This window comes from Veillonella rogosae JCM 15642, assembly GCF_002959775.1.
Classification (GTDB): domain Bacteria; phylum Bacillota; class Negativicutes; order Veillonellales; family Veillonellaceae; genus Veillonella; species Veillonella rogosae.
Genome location: NZ_PPCX01000002.1, coordinates 1 through 21,318, shown reverse-complemented (window position 1 = coordinate 21,318; position 21,318 = coordinate 1). Strand labels below are relative to the sequence as shown.

Genomic DNA, 21,318 nt, shown 5'->3' with positions numbered 1-21,318 from the left:
ACATTCATTTTTTTTATTTTCAGATTCTACATATTCAAGTAAGAATTCCCGGTTATATTTATTTGTCACCTTGAATCATTCCTTTATTAAATAGTGCATTAGCAAATTCTTTTGCATTAAATGGACGCAAGTCATCCATGCCTTCGCCGATACCAATCCAACGTACAGGTACGCCTAATTCCTCTTTAATAGAGATAACTACGCCACCTTTTGCTGTACCATCAAGCTTAGTAACAACAATACCATTTACTGGTACTGCTTGTCCAAATAATTTGGCTTGGCTTACTGCATTTTGACCTGTAGTGCCGTCTAAGACGAGCAAGGTTTGATGTGGTGCCCCTTCTACGTGGTTATTCGCTACGCGGCCCATCTTTTTAAGTTCTTCCATAAGGTTAACTTTAGTGTGTAAACGACCTGCTGTATCGACGATAACGAGGTCTGCATTACGAGCTTTAGCCGCTTCCATTGCATCGTATACAACAGCTGCAGGGTCAGCCCCTTCTTTATGTTTAACGATAGGTACACCTACGCGATCTGCCCAGATAGACAATTGATCAGCCGCAGCGGCACGGAATGTATCACCTGCAGCGATAATTACCTTTTTGCCTTCTTTAGTGTAATAGTTGGCCAATTTAGCAATAGTCGTAGTTTTACCGACACCATTTACCCCAACTACAAGGATAACCTCTGGATGGTGAAGTGTAATTTCATCTTCTTGGTCAACTAACATTTCTGTGATGCGGTCTTCCATAAACGGCATTACATCACCAGTATTGTTGATGATACCTTCCGTTACACCACGACGAATTTCTCTCATCAAGTATTCTGTCGTTTTAGGACCTAAGTCACTAGTGAGCATAACTGCTTCTAAATCATCTAAGAAATCATCATCGATTTGAGCATAACCGATAACGATACTTTCTACATTTTTTACAAAAGACTTACGAGTTTTCTCCAAGCCCTCTTTAATTCTATCAAAGAATCCAAATGCCATTATGCTAGATCCTCCTTCACATCTTCAAATGCTACTGTTAATAATCGCGATACGCCTCGTTCTACCATGGTCACCCCTTGTAATACTTCGGCAGCTTCCATCGTCTTTTTACGGTGCGATACTACGATAAATTGTGTTTCTTTATTTACCCGATTTAAGTAAGAACTAAATCGTTCTACATTGGCTTCATCAAGCGCTGCGTCAACTTCGTCAAGCACGCAGAACGGCGCTGGACGATAGTCTAGGAACGAGAACAATAATGCAATAACCGTAAGGGCACGCTCACCACCGGATAACAAGGTCAATTGTTGTCGTTTTTTCCCTGGCGGCTGAATGTAGAAATCAATACCACCAGTTAAGATATTATCTGGATCAGTTAATACGATTTGCGCCGTACCACCGCCAAACAGTTGGCTAAATACCTCTTGGAATCTACGGCCTACTACATCTAATACATCGTATAGCTGTGTACTCATAGCCTTGTCCATTTCAGCAATAACCGCTTGCAATTGCTCTTTCGCTGTATCTAAATCTGCTAACTGTGTAGTTAAGAAGTCATAACGCTCTTTAGTTTCTTCGTATTCCTCAACAGCGTTCGGATTGACTGGTCCTAGTTCGGCAATTTCTGCCATCAAGCGGGCCTGCTCATCCTTCCAATCGTTTACAGAACCTTCAATGCGAAGAGCCTGCGCATCTTCTAAGGTAAAGCCTAACTCTTGTAGTTCTTCTACAAAGCGTTCACAGTCCATGCGATAACGAGTAATTTTACCTTCCATATCGACGAGTCGACCTTGAACTATTTTATAACGTTGGTTTAACCGGTCTTGTTCGCTCAAGATAGCTTCCAATTCCTCGCGACCTGTAGACGTATTTTCATAGGCCTCATCGCGAAGTGCACGCAATCGTTCAACCTCCGCTGTAGCCACAGCTAGTTCCCGATTAGCCAATTCTTTAGCCTTAGGTAGCTCCACTTCACAGCGCTCTGTAGTGCTAATTAACAAATTACGTAACGGTGTTAGTCGCTCTACAATGTTAGCAATAGATTGATTACGTTGTTCTCGCTGAGTTATACGTTCCTTAATGGTTTGTCGCAACGTATCACAGGTGAGGCGAGCCTCTGTGAAAGCTTCATAAGCCTCTTGCTGTACCTTTTGTAATACAGTTAACCGCTCCATTAAGGCCCCTTGATTGCCATCTATACCGTGGTCTTCTTGCAAAGAAGCCAATGCTGTTTCTTGGTCTTTCAAGTTAGCCGTTGTACTGGCTAAATCAATATCGATTTGTAATAAACGTTGCTCTTCTTCACAGAGAACACGCTTCTTACGATCCATTTGATTTTGAATATTTTCTACCTTTGTTTCGCTAGCCACATACAGTAAATTCGTATGTTGGTAGCTTTCATCAAGGGTAGCTCGTTCTTTTTCAGCTTCCTCAACCCGTTTTTCAAGGTTTTCCAAGCTAGCTGTTAAGGAACGAATTCGTTCTTCAATTTGCAGGAGTTCTTGTTCAAGGCTCGCCGCCTCTTCCTTACGGCTCAATACAGAGGCACGCTTACGCTTTGTAGCACCACCAGTTAAAGAGCCACCAGGTTGGAATTGTTCCCCTGTAAGCGTAACGATACGCAATTGTTGATTATATTTTTTTTGCAGACCAATAGCATCATCCATGGAGGATACTACCAAAGTGCGCCCCAATAAGTATTGGAAAATATGGGCGTATGTATTATCAAAGGAAATACAATCAACAGCAGTGCCGATTACACAGCTTTCATGTAAAGCCGGCGTATCATAGGGTTTTCCTTTTACAGAATCCATCGGTAGGAAGGTTACGCGACCACCTTGGATAGATTTCAAATAATTGACACCCTCCGCAGCAGCGCGAGCAGTAGTAGTCACAACATGGTTAACACTACCACCTAATGCCGTTTCGATAGCCGTAGTATATTTATCATCTACCGTAAAGAGATCACCAACAGCACCTGTAATCTGTCCCCGCCAAGATCCTTTCCCATTTAGGATATTTTTAGTACCTTCTAAATAGCCTTCATGTTGTTCTTCCCATTGGGCTAATAGTTCGATACGACCTTTAACACGTTGCTCTTGAGTACGCAATTTTTGTAATTCTTTGCGTTCTTCACGAGCTTGTAAGGCTGCTTCTTTGCCGCCATCAACGAGGGCTTGTCGTTGGGCAGAAAGAGCATTAAACTGTTGGCCTAATGTATCAAATTCACCGCGAGCGGCTTGTAATTCACTATCTACTTGACCTATTTCAGCCTTTAAAACCTCACATTGTTTTGTAGACTCTTCCTTACGAGCTTCTAAGCTACGAATACTAGCCTTTGCCATTTCAATGGCACTCACAACCTCTAATTGACGTTGCTCAAAGGCTTCTCGATTAGACTGCAAGGATTGGAACTTAGCTTGCTCGGCGCTAACATCTTCAACAGCTTTTTTATAATTCGCCTCTAACTCTTCTAGTTTGGATTCTTTCTCTACTAGTTGAGCACTTTCATCTTGAATCAATTGATTTAAAATACGTAATTGTTGTTCTTCACCTTTTTGAGTCGCCTCTAGCTCACTAATACGCATAGATGTTTCATCTAATTCACGACGAGCTGTCTTCAGCTGCTCATCTAACAGACGTAAATGACCTGCTAAACGCTCTTCATCACGCTGCTTTTCTGTATATTGAGCTTCCCACAACTTGAGCTGTTCTTGCTCTTTTGTTGATACAGATTGCAAGGTATGACGTCGAGCTTCCAATTTAGACAATTCAGTTTGAAGCTCAATCTCTTCATCCTTAAATGCAATATTATCATTTTCAAAACGAGTTAATAAACGATCAGAAGTCTTATAATTGTGAAAGGCAAGTGCCCCATCATAATCGCGTTTAGTACGGCTTAAAGACATATATTTTTTAGTCTTTTCCGCTTTTTCAGACAAAGGGCCTAGTTGCTCTTCGATAGTTGCCATTACGTCTCGTACACGTTCCATATTTCGATCTGTACTAGCAATACGACGCAATGCATCTTCTTTGTTGATCTTGAATCGTGAAATACCAGCTACGTCTTCAAAGATAAGGCGCCGTTCTTCAGGCTTAGAGTTTAAAATAGCATCAATGCGGTTCTGACCGATGATCGCCATAGAGTCTCTACCTAGACCTGTATCGGCTAATAAAAGGTGAATATCCTTTAAACGACAAGGCCGCTTATTGATAAGAAATTCACTTTCACCAGTACGATATATACGACGTGTAATAGCTACCTCTGACATATCTAAATCTAATTGTTGGTCACTATTATCAAATACGAGAGTAACCTCAGCAGCACTCATAGGCTTGCGCTTTTCCGTACCAGAGAAGATAATATCCTCTGCTTTTTGACCACGTAAGTTACGGACATTGGATTCCCCTAAAACCCATTTCATAGCATCCGTAATATTACTTTTACCACTTCCGTTAGGCCCAATAACGGCAGTCATTCCTGGTGAGAATTTTACAACCGTCTTATCTGCAAACGATTTAAAGCCCTTTAATTCCAACCGAAGTAATTGCATGACTGCCTCCTTTCTACTAACTACCCCAAATAATCATATCTTTTATTATAACACATATTGTAGGCCATCAATACAGCAACGAACAGTATTTCTCGTACTATCTTCATACCAATTAAAGTTTATATGAGGATATTTTTCTTGAAAGTATAACATATTCCTATTTTTAAGGCCTCGTACCTTGGACGTTAAACTACGAGGATAGAAAACACTTATATTTAGAGCTATATAAGTATTTACTTGTCCCCATATATACCACTGTGAAAGTCCCTTATCAATAAAGGATTCTATATGTTCGTTAATACAGCGTTCTATGCGTTGTTTATACTGTTCATTTACGACGAGCTCACCCATAGCGGGCTCATAAGGACCTGCCACCAAACTATTTCCAGAGTCTAGCTCTTCCGTGCTTTGTAATCCTGTACGTATAACTTCTATGTTATGCCGTTCAAACCAGTCCTTTAAAAATGCACAATATGTAATAGCTTGCTCGGTACTCAATGGCTCGTATTCACCAGCTCTATATTGATCTGCTAGCTCCGTATTTTCTATAACAAGAACAGGATAAATTCGTACAAAATCTGGTTTTATTTTAACTACAGCAATAGCTGTTTCTAGAATTGATTCCCAAGTTTCACCTTTTAGTCCTGGTAAAAGCTGAACACCTACAGTCATACCGCGCCGTTTTAATCGCGCAACAGCCTCTACTACCTCTTGTGCGGTGTGACCACGCTTAGCATCGACTAAGATACCATCATTCATGGACTGCACACCAAGCTCTACTGTTTTTACTCCGTAAGACTGTAACAAGGTAATTGCTTCGTCATCTACAGCATCAGGCCGCGTAGAACAACGTATACCATCAATTATGCCGCTCTTAAGCATCTCAGAAACAGGAGCTAATAATTGATGTTGTAAATCTGTATGGATAGCTGTAAACGATCCACCATAAAAGGCGACTTCCCAAAACTTATCGTTTCGTTTATTCCCCACATAATCTCTAATCGTTTCTTTAATATAATCCGGTGTTAGGTGACTAATACCAGATTGGCCTGTTATACGAGACTGATTACAAAAGGTACACACATAGGGACAACCTACATGGGGTATAAAAAAAGGAATCATACCAAATGGTTTCATAGACACCTCCCATTCTTATAAAAATATTATTCATATACTAATATATAGAGCACTACTCATATATTACTATATAGAATATTACTTACATATTGTTATATAGATTATTGCTCATATACTATTATACAGAAAAAAGCGCCATTAGGCGCTTTTCTATTTGTCAGCCATCAACTTTTCTAAAGTCAATTGAGCCGCATGTTGTTCTGCAATTTTTTTACTTTTACCAGAACCTGCCTCGTAAGTAACACCATTGATTTCGACCACTATATGGAAGGTCTTAGCATGGTCGGGACCACTTTCACTGAGCAAACGATAGACGATATGTTTATCGCCATCTCGTTGCACATATTCTTGTAATAATGTCTTATAATCTTTGCCCCGCTTACCTTCTAAGGCTTGCTTGATATAAATCGTTAGATGTTTTAAAACGAAGGTCATTGCCGTTTGGTAATCTGTAGAAATATAAATAGCACCAATGAGGGACTCAAAGGTATCAGCTAGTATAGAGTTACGATCATTACCACCGGAAGCACGCTCACCATGACCGAGCAATAAATATTGTCCCAATTGTAAAGAACGACTCACAGATGCTAGAGAGTCCTCACATACTGTAGCAGCCTTAATCTTCGTCAAATTACCTTCAGCCATATCTGGATAATTTTTAAATAAGTACTCACCAATAATGAGATCTAGTACAGCATCGCCTAAAAACTCTAATCGTTGATTGTGATTAATATGCTTTGATTTATGTTCGTTCGCATAAGATGTATGTGTAAAAGCACAATCTATAATGGATATATCTGACACAGGTATGTCTAAACGAGCAACAAGCTCATGAAGGGATTCTTCACGAGCTTGTGTCATCTTACTCTTATGCGCTTCGATAGCAACCATTAAGCTTCATAACGGCGAATGCAAAGTGTACCGTTATGACCACCAAAACCGAAAGAGTTGGAAAGTGCACATTTAACTTCTAGGTCACGTGCACCTTCACGAACATAGTCTAGATCCAAACCTTCATCAGGATTGTCACAGTTAATTGTAGGGTGAACTTTACCAGTTTCGATAGCCATCGCCATAACGATAGTTTCGATAGCACCAGCAGCACCTAACAAGTGACCTGTCATGGATTTTGTAGAGTTAACAGCGATGTTTTTAGCATGATCGCCGAACAATTCTTTAATAGCTAATGTTTCATTTTGGTCATTAAGGCCAGTAGATGTACCATGAGCATTGATGTAGTTAACGTCTTTAGGATCGATACCTGCATCTTTAATTGCTAATTCCATACATTTACGAGCTTGAACACCACCCGGAGCTGGTGCAGTGATGTGGTAAGCATCACCATTAGTACCATAACCTACTACTTCAGCGTAAATATGAGCACCACGAGCTTTCGCATGTTCTAATTCTTCAAGAACTACGATACCTGAGCCTTCACCCATTACGAAACCATCGCGATCACGGTCAAAAGGACGGGATGCTTTTGTTGGTTCATCATTGCGTGTAGACATAGCTTTCATAGCCGCGAAACCAGCTACAGCAGCTGGGGATACAGCAGCTTCAGTACCACCAGCGAACATTACATCAGCATCACCACGTTGAATGATACGGAATGCATCGCCAATAGCATTTGTACCAGAAGTACAAGCTGTTACGTCTGTAATAACAGGGCCTTTAAGACCAAGGCGAATGGATACGCGTGCAGATGTCATGTTTGCAATCATCATAGGTACTGCAAATGGACTTACACGGCCAGGACCTTTTTCGAATAATGTTTCATATACTTCATGGATAGAGTCAATACCGCCGATACCAGTACCAACTACAGTACCACAACGGTCTAAATCTGCTTTGTCCAAGTCAAGATCAGCATCTTCACAAGCAAGAACAGCAGCACCGATAGCCAATTCTACAGAACGGTCCATACGACGAGCTTCTTTTTTGTCTACGCCATAGTTTGTAATATCAAAATCTTTTACTTCGCCTGCAATGCGTGTTGCATACTCAGATGCGTCAAAGCGTGTAATCGGCCCAATACCAGATTGACCTGCCAATAACGCATTGTAGAAGTTCTCTTTACCGATACCTACAGGAGTCACTGCCCCTAAGCCAGTAATTACTACACGTTTTTCCAATTATTCCACCTCTTATAGCTATACAGCCCTTTTAAATTAATCTATCTCTGCTACTTGCTGTTTTAATTGAGCAAAGATATCTTTAACTGGCATAATTTTATCGACTTTTCTCATATTATTGCCAGAGAACACCAAACCAGTTTCCACATCACCTTGTTGTGCACGAGAAAGAGCGCGGATGATACAGAATTTATGGGAACAATGTTTTAAACAGTTATCACACACCGTTGGAGGTGCTACAGTACCGTCTAATACAGATTCAGCAAATTTGTTTTTAATTGCTTGACCAGGCAAACCTACAGGACTTTGAATTAATACAATGTCCTCAGGGTTTGTAGCCCGTACATACATTTTTTTCAATTCATCAGATGCATTACATTCGTCAGAAGCCGCAAAACGGCTACCCATTTGAACACCACTAGCACCTAATTTCAACATTTCTACGATATCACGGCCATCGAGAACACCACCAGCACCAATTACTGGAATGTTTTTAACAGCTGCTACAACTTCTGGAACGATGTCTCGAGCGGAACGATCCGTACCCAAGTGACCACCAGCTTCACAGCCTTCTACGATTACTGCTGCCGCACCTAAACCTTCAGAAATGCGAGCTAATTTTGCGGACGAAACGATTGGTACAATTGGAGTACCAGACTCTTTGCCCATAGCGAACATATCTCTTGAAAAACCAGCACCTGCTACTACAAGATCAATGCCCTCTTCGATGGCAGTTTTTACTAGACCAGCAAATTGAGTTGCTGCAACCATCGCATTTATACCAATAATACCCGTAGGTGATAATTTTCTAGCTAATTGTATTTCGTATCGTAATTCATCAAAAGGCAAACCGGATGCCGCAATAAGGCCGATACCACCTTCATTTGCAACGGCTGCTGCCAAGCGAGCTGTAGACAATCTAATCGCCATACCACCTTGAATGATAGGTACTTTGGCCACTAGATTCCCAATGCGAAGTTCAGGGAGCTTCACTATCAAATCCTCCTGTAAATAAAACCGGTGGGGAGGCCACTCGGCCTCCCGTTCGGCTGAATTGTCAGCTTTACAGCTTATTTAGCAGAATCAATATATTCTACTGTATCCTTAACGGTTTTAATTTTTTCTGCAACGTCGTCAGGGATTTCAACATTGAATTCTTCTTCGAATGCCATGATTAATTCAACGATATCTAAGGAGTCAGCGCCTAAGTCGTCGATGAATGTAGAATCAATGGTAACTTCAGCTTCATCAACGCCTAATTGTTCCACAACGATTGCTTTTACTTTATCGAAAGTGTTCATTGGTGGTTCACCTCCTTTCAAAGTGTATTTATATATAGTCTAATTTTACAACTACATTACCATGCCGCCATCTACATTGATGACTTGGCCAGTAATATAATTAGCAAAATCACTAGCAAGGAATGTTACTACAGTTGCCACTTCTTCAGCATCAGCCATGCGGCCCAATGGAATTTCAGTAACCATAGCTTCTTTAACTTTTTCTGGTAATACATCAGTCATATCTGTATTGATAAAGCCTGGTGCAATAGCATTAACTGTAATGCCACGGCTAGCCAATTCTTTAGCACAAGATTTAGTGAAACCAATTACGCCAGCTTTAGAAGCAGCGTAGTTAGTTTGACCAGCATTACCCATAACACCTACAACAGATGTCATGTTGATAATATGACCAGAACGTTGTTTCATCATGATTTTAGATACTGCTTTAGTTACCAAGTATACACCTTTAAGGTTGATATCGATAACAGCATCAAAATCTTCATCTTTCATACGCATTAACAAACCATCACGCGTAATACCCGCATTATTTACGAGAATGTCAATGTGACCAAACTCTTTATGAGCTTCTTCAACCATAGCAGCAACTTCATCAGCATTAGCTACATTGGCTTTAATTTTAATGGCTTTACGGCCTAACGCTTGTACAGCTTCTACAGTTTCTTGAGCTGCACCTTCGCTACCGCTATAGTTAACTACAACATCAGCACCAGATTGTGCTAAATGAATAGCTACAGCGCGACCAATGCCACGGGATGCGCCAGTTACAATGGCTACTTTACCCTCTAAATGCATTTTATCGAACCCCTTTCAAAAATTCAAGCGTTTTCTCTAAGGATGCAATGTCTTCAACATTGGCTAATTCCATATCTTTGTTGATCTTCTTAGTAAATCCTGTAAGCACTTTGCCAGGGCCTACTTCAACGAAGCTAGTTACACCAAAGTTTACCATTTCAGCTACGCAGTCTTCCCATAATACAGGGTTAGCTGCTTGAGTAACTAAGGATTCTTTAATGTCATTTGCATTAGTTAAGATTTTACCTGTTACGTTTGCTACTACAGGAATTTGAGCATCGTTTACTTGGATTTTATCCAACTCTTCTTTTAAACGAAGGGCCGCTGGTTCCATCAAACGGCTGTGGAATGGAGCACTTACAGGAAGCATAACTGCACGTTTTGCACCTGCTTCTTTCATTTTTTCAGCAGCTGCTTCCACCGCTGCAGTTTCACCGGCAATAACGATTTGACCTGGGCAGTTAAAGTTAACTGCTTGTACAGAGCCAACAGATGCACTTACTTCTTCACAAATTTCTACAACTTGCTCACGAGGTAATGCCAAGATTGCAGCCATAGCGCCTTTGCCCAATGGCACTGCTTCTTGCATGTATTGACCACGTTTATGAACTACATATACAGCATCTTTAAAGTTTAATACGCCAGCTGCTACTAGAGCACTATATTCGCCAAGGCTATGACCACCTACGATATCAGGTGTGAAGCCTTGCTCTTTAAGAACTTCATAACAAGCTACGGATGCAGTCAAAATAGCTGGTTGTGTATTTGCTGTTTTAACGAGCTCTGTATCAGGACCTTCGAAACATAATTTAGTAATAGAATAACCAAGTGCTTCGTCTGCTTCTTCAAAACGTTGCTTCACAATAGGATACTCATTGTACAAATCTTGTAACATGCCTACTTTTTGGGAACCTTGACCAGGAAAAACAAATGCCGTTTTCATGAGGGCCTCCTTATTTATTCAGACCTTGAAGATTCTTAATTACAGTTTCAGTTTCAGTCATAATATCTTTAATGATAGTTGCACATGGTTTAATATCTGTTAACATACCAGAAATTTGACCGATCATTACAGAACCTTCTTTTACATCTCCATCAATAGCAGCTTTACGAAGTGTACCTGCACCTAATGCTTCTAGTTCTTCTTTAGAACCACCACTGAATTCAAGGTTTTTGTATTTATGAGCTAAAGAATTATCGATAATACGAACAGGGTGACCTGTTGTTAAACCAGTCATAACTGTAGCACGATCTTTTGCTTTCAATACAGCATTTTTATAATTTTCATGAGCGATACACTCTTCAGATAATACGAAGCGTGTACCCATTTGTACTGCTTTAGCACCTAATGCAAATGCCGCAGCCATACCACGACCATCAGCAATACCACCAGCAGCAATTACTGGTACATCTACAGCATCAACTACTTGTGGGATTAATGCCATAGTTGTAATGTCACCTACGTGACCACCAGACTCTGTACCTTCTGCAATAATCGCATCGATACCACCACGCAATAAGCGTTTTGCTAATAATACGGATGCTACAACAGGAATAACTTTAGTGCCAATTTCTTTCAAAGCTGGAATATATACGCCAGGGTTACCTGCACCTGTGGTGATAACAGGAACGCGTTCTTCCACAACTACTTCCATAACTTCTTTTACGAATGGAGACATGAGCATAATGTTACAACCGAAAGGCTTATTAGTACGCTCTTTTAATTTATGGATTTCGTTACGGAAAATATCAGGAGGCATGTGACCAGCACCAATGAGGCCAAGGCCACCTGCTTCAGATACGGCTGCCGCTAATTCTGCAGTACCGAGCCAAGCCATACCACCTTGTAAGATTGGATACTCAATCCGCAATAAATCACAAATGTCAGTCTTAATCATCTTGATGTGTCCTCCTTAATACCATTTCAAGACTAGGCTTGCCCATGTTAGACCCGCACCAAATCCTGCAAACGCAATATTATCTCCACGTTTGAAATGTCCTTCACGATTTGCTTCATCAAGAGCAATCGCTACAGACGCGGCAGATGTATTACCATACTTATGTAAATTGACAAAAACTTTTTCCATCGGCAGATGTAATCGTTTCGCTGCCGAATCAATAATCCGAATATTTGCTTGATGAGGGATGAAGTAATCTAATTCATTGAGCTCCATACCAGCACGTTCTAAAGATTTTAAAACAGTACGCCCCATCGTTTTAACAGCAAATTTATATACTTCAGGGCCATCCATGTGAATGAATGTCAAGCCTTCTTCTACCCGTTGATCATTAGCAACCACAGCAGTACCACCTGCTGGAATACAAAGTGCTGGTCCACCAGTGCCGTCGGCGCCCATATCAATACCTTTAATACCGTAACCTTCAGGTACTTCAGATACTACTGCAGCACCTGCACCATCACCGAAGAGGATACATGTGCCACGATCATTCCAGTTTACTCGACGGGAAAGAATTTCTGCCCCTACAACGAGTACCTTCTTATAAATGCCAGAACTAATATAACTAGCTGCAGTAATCAAGCCATATACAAAGCCAGAACAGGCCGCTTGTAAATCGTAAGCTGCAGCGTTTTTAGCTCCTAAGTTCGCTTGTAAAATACAAGCTGCAGAAGGAATAATCATATCTGGTGTTAAGGTAGCAAAGATAATCATATCGATGTCTTCTGCATTGACCTTAGCCATTTGCAATGCTTTCTTGGCTGCCTCTGTTGCCATATAGGATGTGTTCATACCTTCCGGTGCAATGCGTCGTTCTTCAATACCAGTACGTTCTCTAATCCATTGGTCGTTGGTATCAACCATTTTTTCAAGATCAAAGTTTGTTACTACATTGTCAGGAAGGAAGCTCCCAGTACCAATGATCCCTACAGGTTTATTCATCATAGTCATACTTTAAGGCTCCTTCAATTTCCATCGTATCACGAATGTGTTGAATAATTTTACGCTCTACTAGATCATCAGCAATTTCGATAGCACTCTTAATCTCTTTGGCCTTAGAACTACCATGAGAAATCATAAATAAACCATTAACACCTAAGAGTGGAGCACCACCATTTTCAGTGTGATCTAAGCGTTTTGCCATTTTTTTCAAAGCTGGCTTTACTAACATAGCACCAATCTTGGCAAAAATACTGCCCGCCATAATGCTATCCTTTACTAATTGTGTTAGGCCTGTTACCAAGCCTTCCGCAAATTTCAATACTACATTACCTACAAAGCCATCACATACAACAACATCAACAGTCCCTTTTGGAATATCACGACCTTCAATATTGCCTATAAAGTTGATAATCTTCATACGTTCCAAGATTGGATACGTGGCTAGAACGACATCGTTCCCTTTTGTGGCTTCTTCGCCGATGTTTAGTAATCCTACAGTAGGATTCTCTTTACCTATTAAAAGCTTAGCATATTCAGAACCCATCAATGCACCTTGTACAAGATGTTTAGGTTTACAGTTTGAATTTGCACCTGAATCTAGCATAACAGTAATACCACTTACTGTAGGCATTGGTGTTGCAATAACAGGACGATCTACACCCTTAATGCGACCAAGACCAAACAGGGCAGCTGCAACAGCAGCACCGGTGCTACCAGGAGCAATTACGGCATCACAATGATTATCGCGAACTAGCGCTGTAGCCACTACAATAGATGCATCTTTTTTCTTGCGCAATGCTTGACCTGGATGTTCATCCATACCGATTACTTCACTGGCATGATGTACAGAAATACGTGGATTCTTAGCTTCATTCCTAGCTTCTAATATGTTAAAAATTTGCTGCTCATCGCCGACGAGCACCACTTCAATGTGTTCATTTGCTCGTACGGCTTCAATGGACCCTAGTACAGGCTCCAATGGAGCAAAGTCGCCACCCATGGCGTCTATTGCAATTTTCATAATTTACACCCTATTCTCTACGGATTCCATAATAAATTTTGCGCGAAATACTTCTTTTATTTTATCTCTTATGATGACCCAAATAAAGAACTTATTACCTCGGCGGCGAACAATTTCTGCTTTTGCCACCAAATTTGTACCAGCTCCTACTGGGTTCTTGTATTTTATATTTCCAACTTCCGCAGAACAAACAGTAGTCCCCATGACTACTTTTGCGAGGGAATTTGCTTGAGCATATAAATACTGCGGCTCTACATGTCCGAAACGATCTTCCATATCAGCCGTAGTGCGTAGCATAGATAATGCTTGTTGCCCTTCGGTGACATCGATTAGCTCCCCAACCACTTCATACGGTATATGTTCTACCGCTTCATGTGATTGACCTGTAGCCATGACGCGAATGCGTTCACGCAATTCAGGAATCCCCAACTCTAGTCGATCGAGACGAATTGTTGGCACACTTACACCAAAGTGCGTTGCCAATTCTTCATCAGTAAGAAATGGCGTAATATTCAGTTTTTCTTGTAACTGCTTTTGGCGCTCTTGCTTCTTTAACCGACTCATGGGACCACCTTTTATGACCTAGTATTAATATTACATCCTAAGTATATACAATAATTCCCCTATTGGCAAGGCTTTTCATACATATAGTAACAGATTTTGATGACATATACAAAATATAGTTATAATTTTATATTTAAGTATCTTTTAGTTTATATAAGTATAAAAAATGCCACTACCTTATAGATTAATCTTACTATAAAATAGTGACACTTACTACTAATTAAGTGGCATATAAAGTTATAAGTATATAACTAAAAACTATAACTATATAAAAATATAAAATAAAAAAGTGTAAAAAAAAGACACCTACCGAAGTGATCTGCACCCATTTTCTTGGACAGATATAATTAAGCTACTTTTTGGGAATGAGTTCGGTATTCTACCGGACTCATTCCTTTTAATTTGAGCTTAATGCGTTTTGTATTGTAATAATCAATATAATCTCTTAATTTGTTGATAAAATCTTCATAGGAAGTAAATTCCTCTAAATATAACAACTCTGACTTTAGTAAGCCAAAGAAGTTTTCCATCACGCTATTATCCAAACAGTTTCCTTTTCGAGACATACTTTGGATGATAGCGTGATTTTTTAATGTTTCTTGATAACTGCTATGCTGGTACTGCCAGCCTTGATCCGAATGTAAGATACAACCTTTGCTATGTGGCCTGTTTTTAAAGGCCTTATCTAGCATAGATAACACCTGTGTTAATACAGGGCGTTCTGATATTTCATAGGATACAATTTCTCCATTATACATATCTAAGATTGGTGATAAATAAACCTTACGCCCAAACAAGTGGAATTCGGTAATATCTGTTGTCCATTTTTGATCTGGCTTTGTTGCCGTAAAGTTTCGCTTAATGATATTAGGAGCAATTTTTCCTTCGGTACCCCTATATGAACGGTACTTCTTTAGACGAACTTTACATGTTAAGTTTTCTTCCTTCATAATACGCATCACAACTTTGTGATTCATATGGAAGCCTAATTTATGTAATGCTATTGTGATTCGGCGATATCCGTAGCGACCTTTATTCATCGTTACCAGTGTACGAATCGCTTCTCGTTCCTCTGCATATTTGTCTCCCTTTTTTATGCTAACCAAGCGTGCATAATATGTACTACGACTAATGCCAAAGTACTCAAGCATAAACTGAAGGGGATATATTTTTCTTAATCTTTCGATGGCAATTGTTTGTGCTTTTTTTTTACAGCTTTATTAGGTTTAGCAATTTCACGCATTTCTTTCATAAAGTCGTCATAGAAAGATATTTCATATTTCAACCTAGCGATTTCAGCTTCTAGTTCTTTTATCCGTTCTTTGTCTGATTTAATACATTGATCTTTTGTAGATGGTATTAGTTCTTTCGGTTTCATAGATGGTCTACCTTTAGGCTTGGGCTGCAACCCTAAAATCCCTTCGTCTAAATACCGCTTTTGCCACATGGCAATTAGACCAGGGTTATCTAAATTAAATAATTCTGCTGTTTCATTATAGGATAACTTATTCTTCCACCGAGTTTCAAGAACTTTACGTTTAAAAGCTGCTGAAAATACTTGTTTACCAATTTTATGGGTCAAATTATGACTAAGCTTAAACTTGTATAGCCAATTTCTTACAGTACTTTCTGGAACTTCAAGCTCTTTAGCAATTCTAAAGCGACTCCAGCCTTTTTTAGAAAGATAAATAGCCTTTTCTTTTACTTCTTTTGAATATTTTGACATAAAAAACTGCACCTCCAAAAATTGTGTCCAATTTTTGGGGTGCAGTTCAAAGTAGGCGTCTTTTCATCCGCTCACATATTAAGCATTAGCTACTACTTGCTCACCTTTATAGTGACCACATGTAGGGCAAACACGATGAGGCATCTTAGGTTCGTGGCATTGTGGGCATGCTACATAACCAGGAGCTTCTAATTTCCAATTAGCACGACGGCGATCGCGACGGCATTTAGACAATCTACGCTTAGGTACTGCCATTATCTGCACCTCCTTAGTACAATCATTAGGACAATCTATCATCTTTCTCATCAAGCAAAGCACGTAACTCTGCAAATCGAGGATCCACCACAAAGGATTCACAAGAACAAGGTGAAACATTTAAATTTGCTCCGCAATGAACGCACAATCCTTTGCAATCATCCTGACATAACACTTGAGAGGGCTCATTGATGATTAATGTATCCCTAATTAGTTCGGTTAAGTCAATTTCCTCTCCATCGAAAGGAGTCACATCATCCGCAGCATCTCGACGTTCACTAAAGATTTCCTCGAAGGAATCCTTACGATTATGCTCTGTTGTATTTAAACAACGAGAACAATCGTAATCACCTTTAGACTCTATCGAACCTTGAACGATGTAATTTTGACCATCAAACCAAAACTCACCATTAATGGTTATATCATGACGGCTCCAAGGAAAAGCAGTTACGTCACCAAGCTCAGAGGTTGGTATCGTATAGCTATAAGGAAATTTCTTTCCTATATGTTCTTTTGCTTGCTCTACTTGCAGTTTCATAATCTTACCTCGACTCATAATATTATAAACATGACATGGTGCTTTGTCAAATAAAAAAGACTATCTTAAGTGGACTCAAGATAGCCTTTTTGGAAAGTCAATTACATTTTTTCGAATTGGTCTTTACCAACACCGCAAAGTGGGCAAACATAATCAGCTGGTTGATCTTCGAATTTTACGCCTTCAACAGCTTCGTCATAAACCCAACCACATACTACGCATACGTATTTTTCCATGTGTATTTCCTCCTTCACTTGAAAATTTTGTTTACATTTTATCTTTAATTAAATTAGATACTCTATCTGTAATGTAGTATACCAAAGATATCGAAACTTTTCAATACTCATTTTCTTATTTTCTCAATTTTTCTAATATTTAAAAATCATATATATTATGCGGATTTATCCTACTTACAAAACTTGAAATGTATTATCAATTAAAAGTTTTTCAAATTTAACATTAATGTTCTTCCATATTCTTTGAAGTTTAAGGCCATACTATTTCAATAGTAAAAGTAACAGCTTATTTATTTAATTAACAACTGCAATCAATCTATCTAAGGTATACATAATTTATATATTATACTATTATATAAAGAAGAGCTTATATGCCTATATAAAAATTATTTTAGCATTATATAGCTTCTAATAAATACACCTAATCACATTAGTATATAAGTATATACTTATACATACTTTTACTTTATTAAAGCTCTAATTCTTATATAAGAATTAAACACATTATCTAAAGCTTAATAAAGAAATCGTTTATTACATTGTTATCATAGGAGGATGTATGAGAACAGCTTTAACTCAACTTTTACAAATCGAATACCCTATTATCCAAGGCGCTATGGCTTGGGTATCTGAACACAAATTAGTCGCTGCTGTTGCAAACGCTGGCGCTACAGGTGTAATTGCCCTTGGTGGCCGCGATGCAGAGTGGACTCGCAATGAGATTCGTGCTTGTAAAGAATTAACCGATAAACCTTTCGGTGTTAACCTTATGTTAATGGCTCCAAATAAAGATGAATTAGTAGATATTATCATTGAAGAAAAGCCAGCTTTTGTCACACTTGGAGCAGGCAACCCTGTTCCATATATTAAACCATTCCAAGATGCAGGCATCAAAGTTATTCCTGTTGTTCCATCTTTGAAACTTGCAAAACGCATCCAAGATGCTGGTGCCGATGCAATGATAGTTGAAGGTATGGAAGCTGGCGGTCATATCGGTAGCCAAACCACAATGTCTTTAATGGAAAATATTTTACCCGAAATTTCTATCCCTGTTGTTGTTGCTGGTTCCATCGTAGATGGTCGTGGCCTTGCAGCTGCATTATTGATGGGTGCAGAAGGCGTGCAAATGGGCTCTCGTTTCTTGTTAGCCGAAGAATGCCAAGCACACCCAAATATGAAGGAAGCAATCATCAACGCCACAGATACAGACTCTGTTGTAACAGGTCTTCTCTCTGGTCACGGTGGCGTACGTAGCTTGAAAAATGAATTCACTACGCGTTATCTAGCTGCTGAAACTGATGGTGTTACTACGCCGGAGGAACGCACTAAAATGTCTCAAGGTACTAACAAACGCGCCGCTATTGATGGCGATGTTGTAAATGGTGCTGTGCAAGTAGGCCAAGGTTTAAACCGTCTTACAGCTATTGAGCCAGCTCATATTATCGTTCAATCTGTAATGAATGAAGCTATTATGTCTATTCGTAAAGCTCAACGCCTTATTGAAATCGTTTAATTAATATAATAGGAGTACTCATGTTACCATTTCACGGAAAATATCCTAAATTAGATCCTAAAAGTTGTGTCATGCCTGGTGCAGAACTTGCTGGTGATGTGGAATTAAAAGAATACGCATCTATCTGGCAAAATTGCGCACTTCGAGGGGACGTAAACAAAATTATTGTAGGTCGTTACTCTAATGTACAAGACAACTCTGTTTTGCACGTAGATGATGATAAGGCCTGTGTCCTAGGTGATTACGTTACAATTGGTCATGGTGCAATCGTACATGCTAGCACAATTGAAGATAATGTATTAGTTGGTATGGGTGCTATCGTATTGAGTGGTTGCCATATTGGTTCTGGCTCCATCATCGCCGCTGGTGCTGTATTAAAAGAAAATACTGTAATCCCTCCTAACTCCTTAGTTGTTGGTATTCCAGCTCGTGTTGTTCGTACAGACGAAACTCAAATTGAACGCATTCATAATCAAGCGTTAAAATATAAACACTTGTGGACTGTGGAATACGGTATGCTTCCTGATGCCGGTGGCGAGGAGTACGATAAAAACGCCAAAATCGTATAATCACATATACAATAAAATTTACACAAACAAAAGCGGATAGTTGCTTAACACAACTATCCGCTTTATGTTTTGGTTTATAGGCATGTAATTAGCTTTTAGTATGAATGTGACTCACTACTATGAATTGCTATCTACTACTCATTGTTATTTATCGTTCTTTAATTTTGATTGAATGATCTGCTCTACCATAAGCGCTGTGCCCATCGTCAACGCTATAGGGAACAACATTTCCACGGAGAAGCGAGATAACTCAAGCATAAACACACAAGATGTCATAGGCATCTTTTGTGCAAGACCTAAAAACGCTACAGCCCCTATAAAGGCGGCCATCCCTAAAGATATAGGAGCAACTGCAATGGACCATATAGTGCCAAATACAATAGCTAATGTACTACCTAACATCATAGATGGTGTAATACGACCACCGTAAGCACCTGCCGCCAAAGCGAGTAATACTGCAACCCATTTAGCCCCAAATAATCCCAATGCATACGTCCATGTAATATCATTTGTAAAGGTCAACTCATTACCAGCTTTACCATTCCCAAGAATTTCAGGAAAGTACATAGCCATTACACCGACAAGTGTAAATGCAACGATTGATATAGGAATCATAATAGGACTACTACGGTGAATAGCCGGTAACTTACTTTGAGTAATATTAAATAACACTACCCCCACCGCTACTATAGCGCCTAAGGCTATGGAAAATTCTACATAATGACTCCCCAAACTAGGCTGTGCCATCGTATATTGAATGACGTCCCCTACACCAGCTTGCCGAGTCACAAAGGTAGCTAAGCCACAGCATACTAAAGCAGCACTCATAGCTCTAACATTCCAAGTAAGCAGCAATGTTTCCAAGGTGAAAATGGCCGCTGATAAAGGTGAATTATAGACGGCGGCAAGGCCAGCCCCTGCAGCACAGGCAATTAAGAGCTGACGATCTTCTCGCTTTATATCAAAATGATCAACTAAAAAAGTTGTAATCCCTGCGCTAGCCTCTCGTGGTGCAACCTCTCGACCTAATGGAGAGCCTATACCTACAGTAATAATTTGTAGCGTAGCATGAAGTAAAGTTGTAATAGGATGCATATCCATTTTGCCTGAAACAGCCGCCTTAATATCTACAACACCTTTACCATAGCGATGAATAAGTAACCAACCTACACCCCCTACTACACCACATATAACTAAAGGAATCAAACGCTCTAATGGTGAAACACGCGCTACAGCGGCACCAAAACTCAGATGGTCAGCGGCAGAATAGTTGTATACAAACTGTTGAATTCCATGTAATAAATGTGTATAAAAAGCACCTATTAACCCTGCTATAAAACCAACTATAATAATGAGCCCAATAACTCGTTTATCAAATGCCATACCTACTCCATTGCTAATACAATTTCACCAGCCTCTAATGTCTTTTTCACATCTATAATGCGTTGATTCGATGATCCTCTAAAACGTAAGGCTGGGTCTCTAAGTTCGTCTACAAAGCGACCATCTACGAGGATATCAATTTCCTGTAATAAAGCACTTCGCAACTCATCCTCTAAAATATCATCTATTTCATACCCTGAATAGGCCCAAATTTTCTTTTCCGGTGCAGCCCTTCGTACAGCTCTTACTACAGGTAATAAACCTTGTACATTTTGGAAAGGTTCTCCACCCAATAAAGTTAAACCTGAGCAGATAGGATTCTTAACATAAGAGACAACTAGATCTGTTTCAGCTTGTGTCCATATTTTACCGGCATTAAAATCTTGGTATTCTTCGTTAAAGCAGTTATAACAACAATGCGTACATCCAGTCACAAAGATAGATGTACGAATTCCTTCTCCATTGGCAATATCATATTGTCTTATTTGCCCATATCTCATCATAACCTCCATAGTAGTGCATATCAAATGATCTACACTATATAGATATATTTCTATTTCTCACAATCATAACCACCCGTAGAACGGGTGGTTTGCTCTGACCCTATAAGGGTCTTTCTCTAGTGGTGGCCCTCTAAAGAGGGCATTGAATGATCTGACAACCACTCTATTACCACTGGCTGCCCCCTACTCGGGGG

Annotated in this window: 22 protein-coding genes; 2 read left to right on the top strand and 20 right to left on the bottom strand. The window is 39.6% G+C overall.

Features of this window, described 5'->3' with window-relative positions:
• Window positions 1-58: 58 nt before the first annotated feature.
• The 18 genes from ftsY to VRHSUH09_RS00265 form a co-directional block, all read right to left on the bottom strand.
• Window positions 59-994, bottom strand: a complete 936-nt coding sequence (gene ftsY / locus VRHSUH09_RS00350; protein WP_105081060.1) for a signal recognition particle-docking protein FtsY — start codon at window positions 992-994, stop codon at window positions 59-61.
• Entirely contained in the window at window positions 994-4,548 is a 3,555-nt protein-coding gene (gene smc, locus VRHSUH09_RS00345) for a chromosome segregation protein SMC (RefSeq protein ID WP_105081059.1), read from the bottom strand. The genes ftsY and smc overlap by 1 nt, the downstream gene beginning before the upstream one ends.
• A gap of 45 nt (window positions 4,549-4,593) precedes the next feature.
• Complete coding sequence (locus tag VRHSUH09_RS00340) at window positions 4,594-5,685, bottom strand: elongator complex protein 3 (protein WP_105081058.1); 1,092 nt, start codon at window positions 5,683-5,685, stop codon at window positions 4,594-4,596.
• 150 nt (window positions 5,686-5,835) lie between these two features.
• Window positions 5,836-6,576 (bottom strand): ribonuclease III, encoded by a 741-nt coding sequence (rnc, locus tag VRHSUH09_RS00335; RefSeq protein ID WP_105081057.1) that lies wholly within the window; start codon window positions 6,574-6,576, stop codon window positions 5,836-5,838.
• Window positions 6,576-7,820: a beta-ketoacyl-ACP synthase II gene (gene fabF, locus VRHSUH09_RS00330; RefSeq protein WP_105081056.1), complete on the bottom strand. Its 1,245-nt coding sequence runs from the start codon at window positions 7,818-7,820 to the stop codon at window positions 6,576-6,578. Before fabF ends, rnc begins: the two co-directional genes overlap by 1 nt.
• Window positions 7,821-7,856: 36 nt before the next feature.
• Entirely contained in the window at window positions 7,857-8,813 is a 957-nt protein-coding gene (locus tag VRHSUH09_RS00325) for an NAD(P)H-dependent flavin oxidoreductase (RefSeq protein WP_009372047.1), read from the bottom strand.
• Window positions 8,814-8,890: 77 nt separating this feature from the next.
• A complete protein-coding gene (locus VRHSUH09_RS00320) occupies window positions 8,891-9,121 on the bottom strand; it encodes an acyl carrier protein (protein WP_004693441.1) in 231 nt (76 codons plus the stop codon).
• A 51-nt stretch (window positions 9,122-9,172) separates the two neighbouring features.
• Window positions 9,173-9,916 carry a 3-oxoacyl-[acyl-carrier-protein] reductase gene (gene fabG, locus VRHSUH09_RS00315; RefSeq protein WP_009372107.1) on the bottom strand — a complete coding sequence of 248 codons (744 nt, stop codon included), beginning with the start codon at window positions 9,914-9,916 and terminating at the stop codon, window positions 9,173-9,175.
• A gap of 1 nt (window position 9,917) precedes the next feature.
• The gene (fabD, locus tag VRHSUH09_RS00310; protein WP_105081055.1) at window positions 9,918-10,859 is read right to left on the bottom strand and encodes an ACP S-malonyltransferase; all 942 of its coding nucleotides are present in this window, start codon (window positions 10,857-10,859) and stop codon (window positions 9,918-9,920) included.
• A gap of 10 nt (window positions 10,860-10,869) precedes the next feature.
• Window positions 10,870-11,814: an enoyl-[acyl-carrier-protein] reductase FabK gene (gene fabK / locus VRHSUH09_RS00305; RefSeq protein WP_054747290.1), complete on the bottom strand. Its 945-nt coding sequence runs from the start codon at window positions 11,812-11,814 to the stop codon at window positions 10,870-10,872.
• 15 nt (window positions 11,815-11,829) lie between these two features.
• Window positions 11,830-12,825: a beta-ketoacyl-ACP synthase III gene (locus VRHSUH09_RS00300; protein WP_105081054.1), complete on the bottom strand. Its 996-nt coding sequence runs from the start codon at window positions 12,823-12,825 to the stop codon at window positions 11,830-11,832.
• Window positions 12,809-13,837, bottom strand: coding sequence for a phosphate acyltransferase PlsX (gene plsX, locus VRHSUH09_RS00295; RefSeq protein ID WP_105081053.1), 1,029 nt, complete (start codon window positions 13,835-13,837; stop codon window positions 12,809-12,811). The genes VRHSUH09_RS00300 and plsX overlap by 17 nt, the downstream gene beginning before the upstream one ends.
• A gap of 3 nt (window positions 13,838-13,840) precedes the next feature.
• On the bottom strand, window positions 13,841-14,401 hold the full coding sequence (fapR, locus tag VRHSUH09_RS00290; RefSeq protein WP_105081052.1) for a transcription factor FapR: 561 nt from the start codon (window positions 14,399-14,401) through the stop codon (window positions 13,841-13,843).
• Between the two features lie 347 nt (window positions 14,402-14,748).
• Complete coding sequence (locus tag VRHSUH09_RS00285; RefSeq protein ID WP_245875964.1) at window positions 14,749-15,552, bottom strand: IS3 family transposase; 804 nt, start codon at window positions 15,550-15,552, stop codon at window positions 14,749-14,751.
• 23 nt (window positions 15,553-15,575) lie between these two features.
• Window positions 15,576-16,127 carry a helix-turn-helix domain-containing protein gene (locus VRHSUH09_RS00280; protein ID WP_245875963.1) on the bottom strand — a complete coding sequence of 184 codons (552 nt, stop codon included), beginning with the start codon at window positions 16,125-16,127 and terminating at the stop codon, window positions 15,576-15,578.
• Between the two features lie 78 nt (window positions 16,128-16,205).
• The gene (rpmF, locus tag VRHSUH09_RS00275; protein ID WP_004693428.1) at window positions 16,206-16,382 is read right to left on the bottom strand and encodes a 50S ribosomal protein L32; all 177 of its coding nucleotides are present in this window, start codon (window positions 16,380-16,382) and stop codon (window positions 16,206-16,208) included.
• 25 nt (window positions 16,383-16,407) lie between these two features.
• Window positions 16,408-16,920: a YceD family protein gene (locus tag VRHSUH09_RS00270; RefSeq protein WP_009350905.1), complete on the bottom strand. Its 513-nt coding sequence runs from the start codon at window positions 16,918-16,920 to the stop codon at window positions 16,408-16,410.
• A gap of 101 nt (window positions 16,921-17,021) precedes the next feature.
• The gene (locus tag VRHSUH09_RS00265; protein WP_009372088.1) at window positions 17,022-17,156 is read right to left on the bottom strand and encodes a rubredoxin; all 135 of its coding nucleotides are present in this window, start codon (window positions 17,154-17,156) and stop codon (window positions 17,022-17,024) included.
• 559 nt (window positions 17,157-17,715) lie between these two features.
• On the opposite strand from VRHSUH09_RS00265, the gene VRHSUH09_RS00260 reads away from it, so the two are divergent.
• Both VRHSUH09_RS00260 and VRHSUH09_RS00255 read left to right on the top strand, forming a co-directional pair.
• Complete coding sequence (locus VRHSUH09_RS00260) at window positions 17,716-18,669, top strand: nitronate monooxygenase (RefSeq protein WP_054748837.1); 954 nt, start codon at window positions 17,716-17,718, stop codon at window positions 18,667-18,669.
• 20 nt (window positions 18,670-18,689) lie between these two features.
• Entirely contained in the window at window positions 18,690-19,238 is a 549-nt protein-coding gene (locus tag VRHSUH09_RS00255; RefSeq protein WP_105081050.1) for a gamma carbonic anhydrase family protein, read from the top strand.
• 144 nt (window positions 19,239-19,382) lie between these two features.
• On the opposite strand, the gene VRHSUH09_RS00250 is transcribed toward VRHSUH09_RS00255, so the two are convergent.
• Together VRHSUH09_RS00250 and nrdG are read right to left on the bottom strand one after the other, a co-directional pair.
• Window positions 19,383-20,621 (bottom strand): chloride channel protein, encoded by a 1,239-nt coding sequence (locus VRHSUH09_RS00250; protein ID WP_105081049.1) that lies wholly within the window; start codon window positions 20,619-20,621, stop codon window positions 19,383-19,385.
• Window positions 20,622-20,623: 2 nt separating this feature from the next.
• Complete coding sequence (gene nrdG / locus VRHSUH09_RS00245; RefSeq protein WP_054748832.1) at window positions 20,624-21,121, bottom strand: anaerobic ribonucleoside-triphosphate reductase activating protein; 498 nt, start codon at window positions 21,119-21,121, stop codon at window positions 20,624-20,626.
• Between the last annotated feature and the right edge of the window lie 197 nt (window positions 21,122-21,318).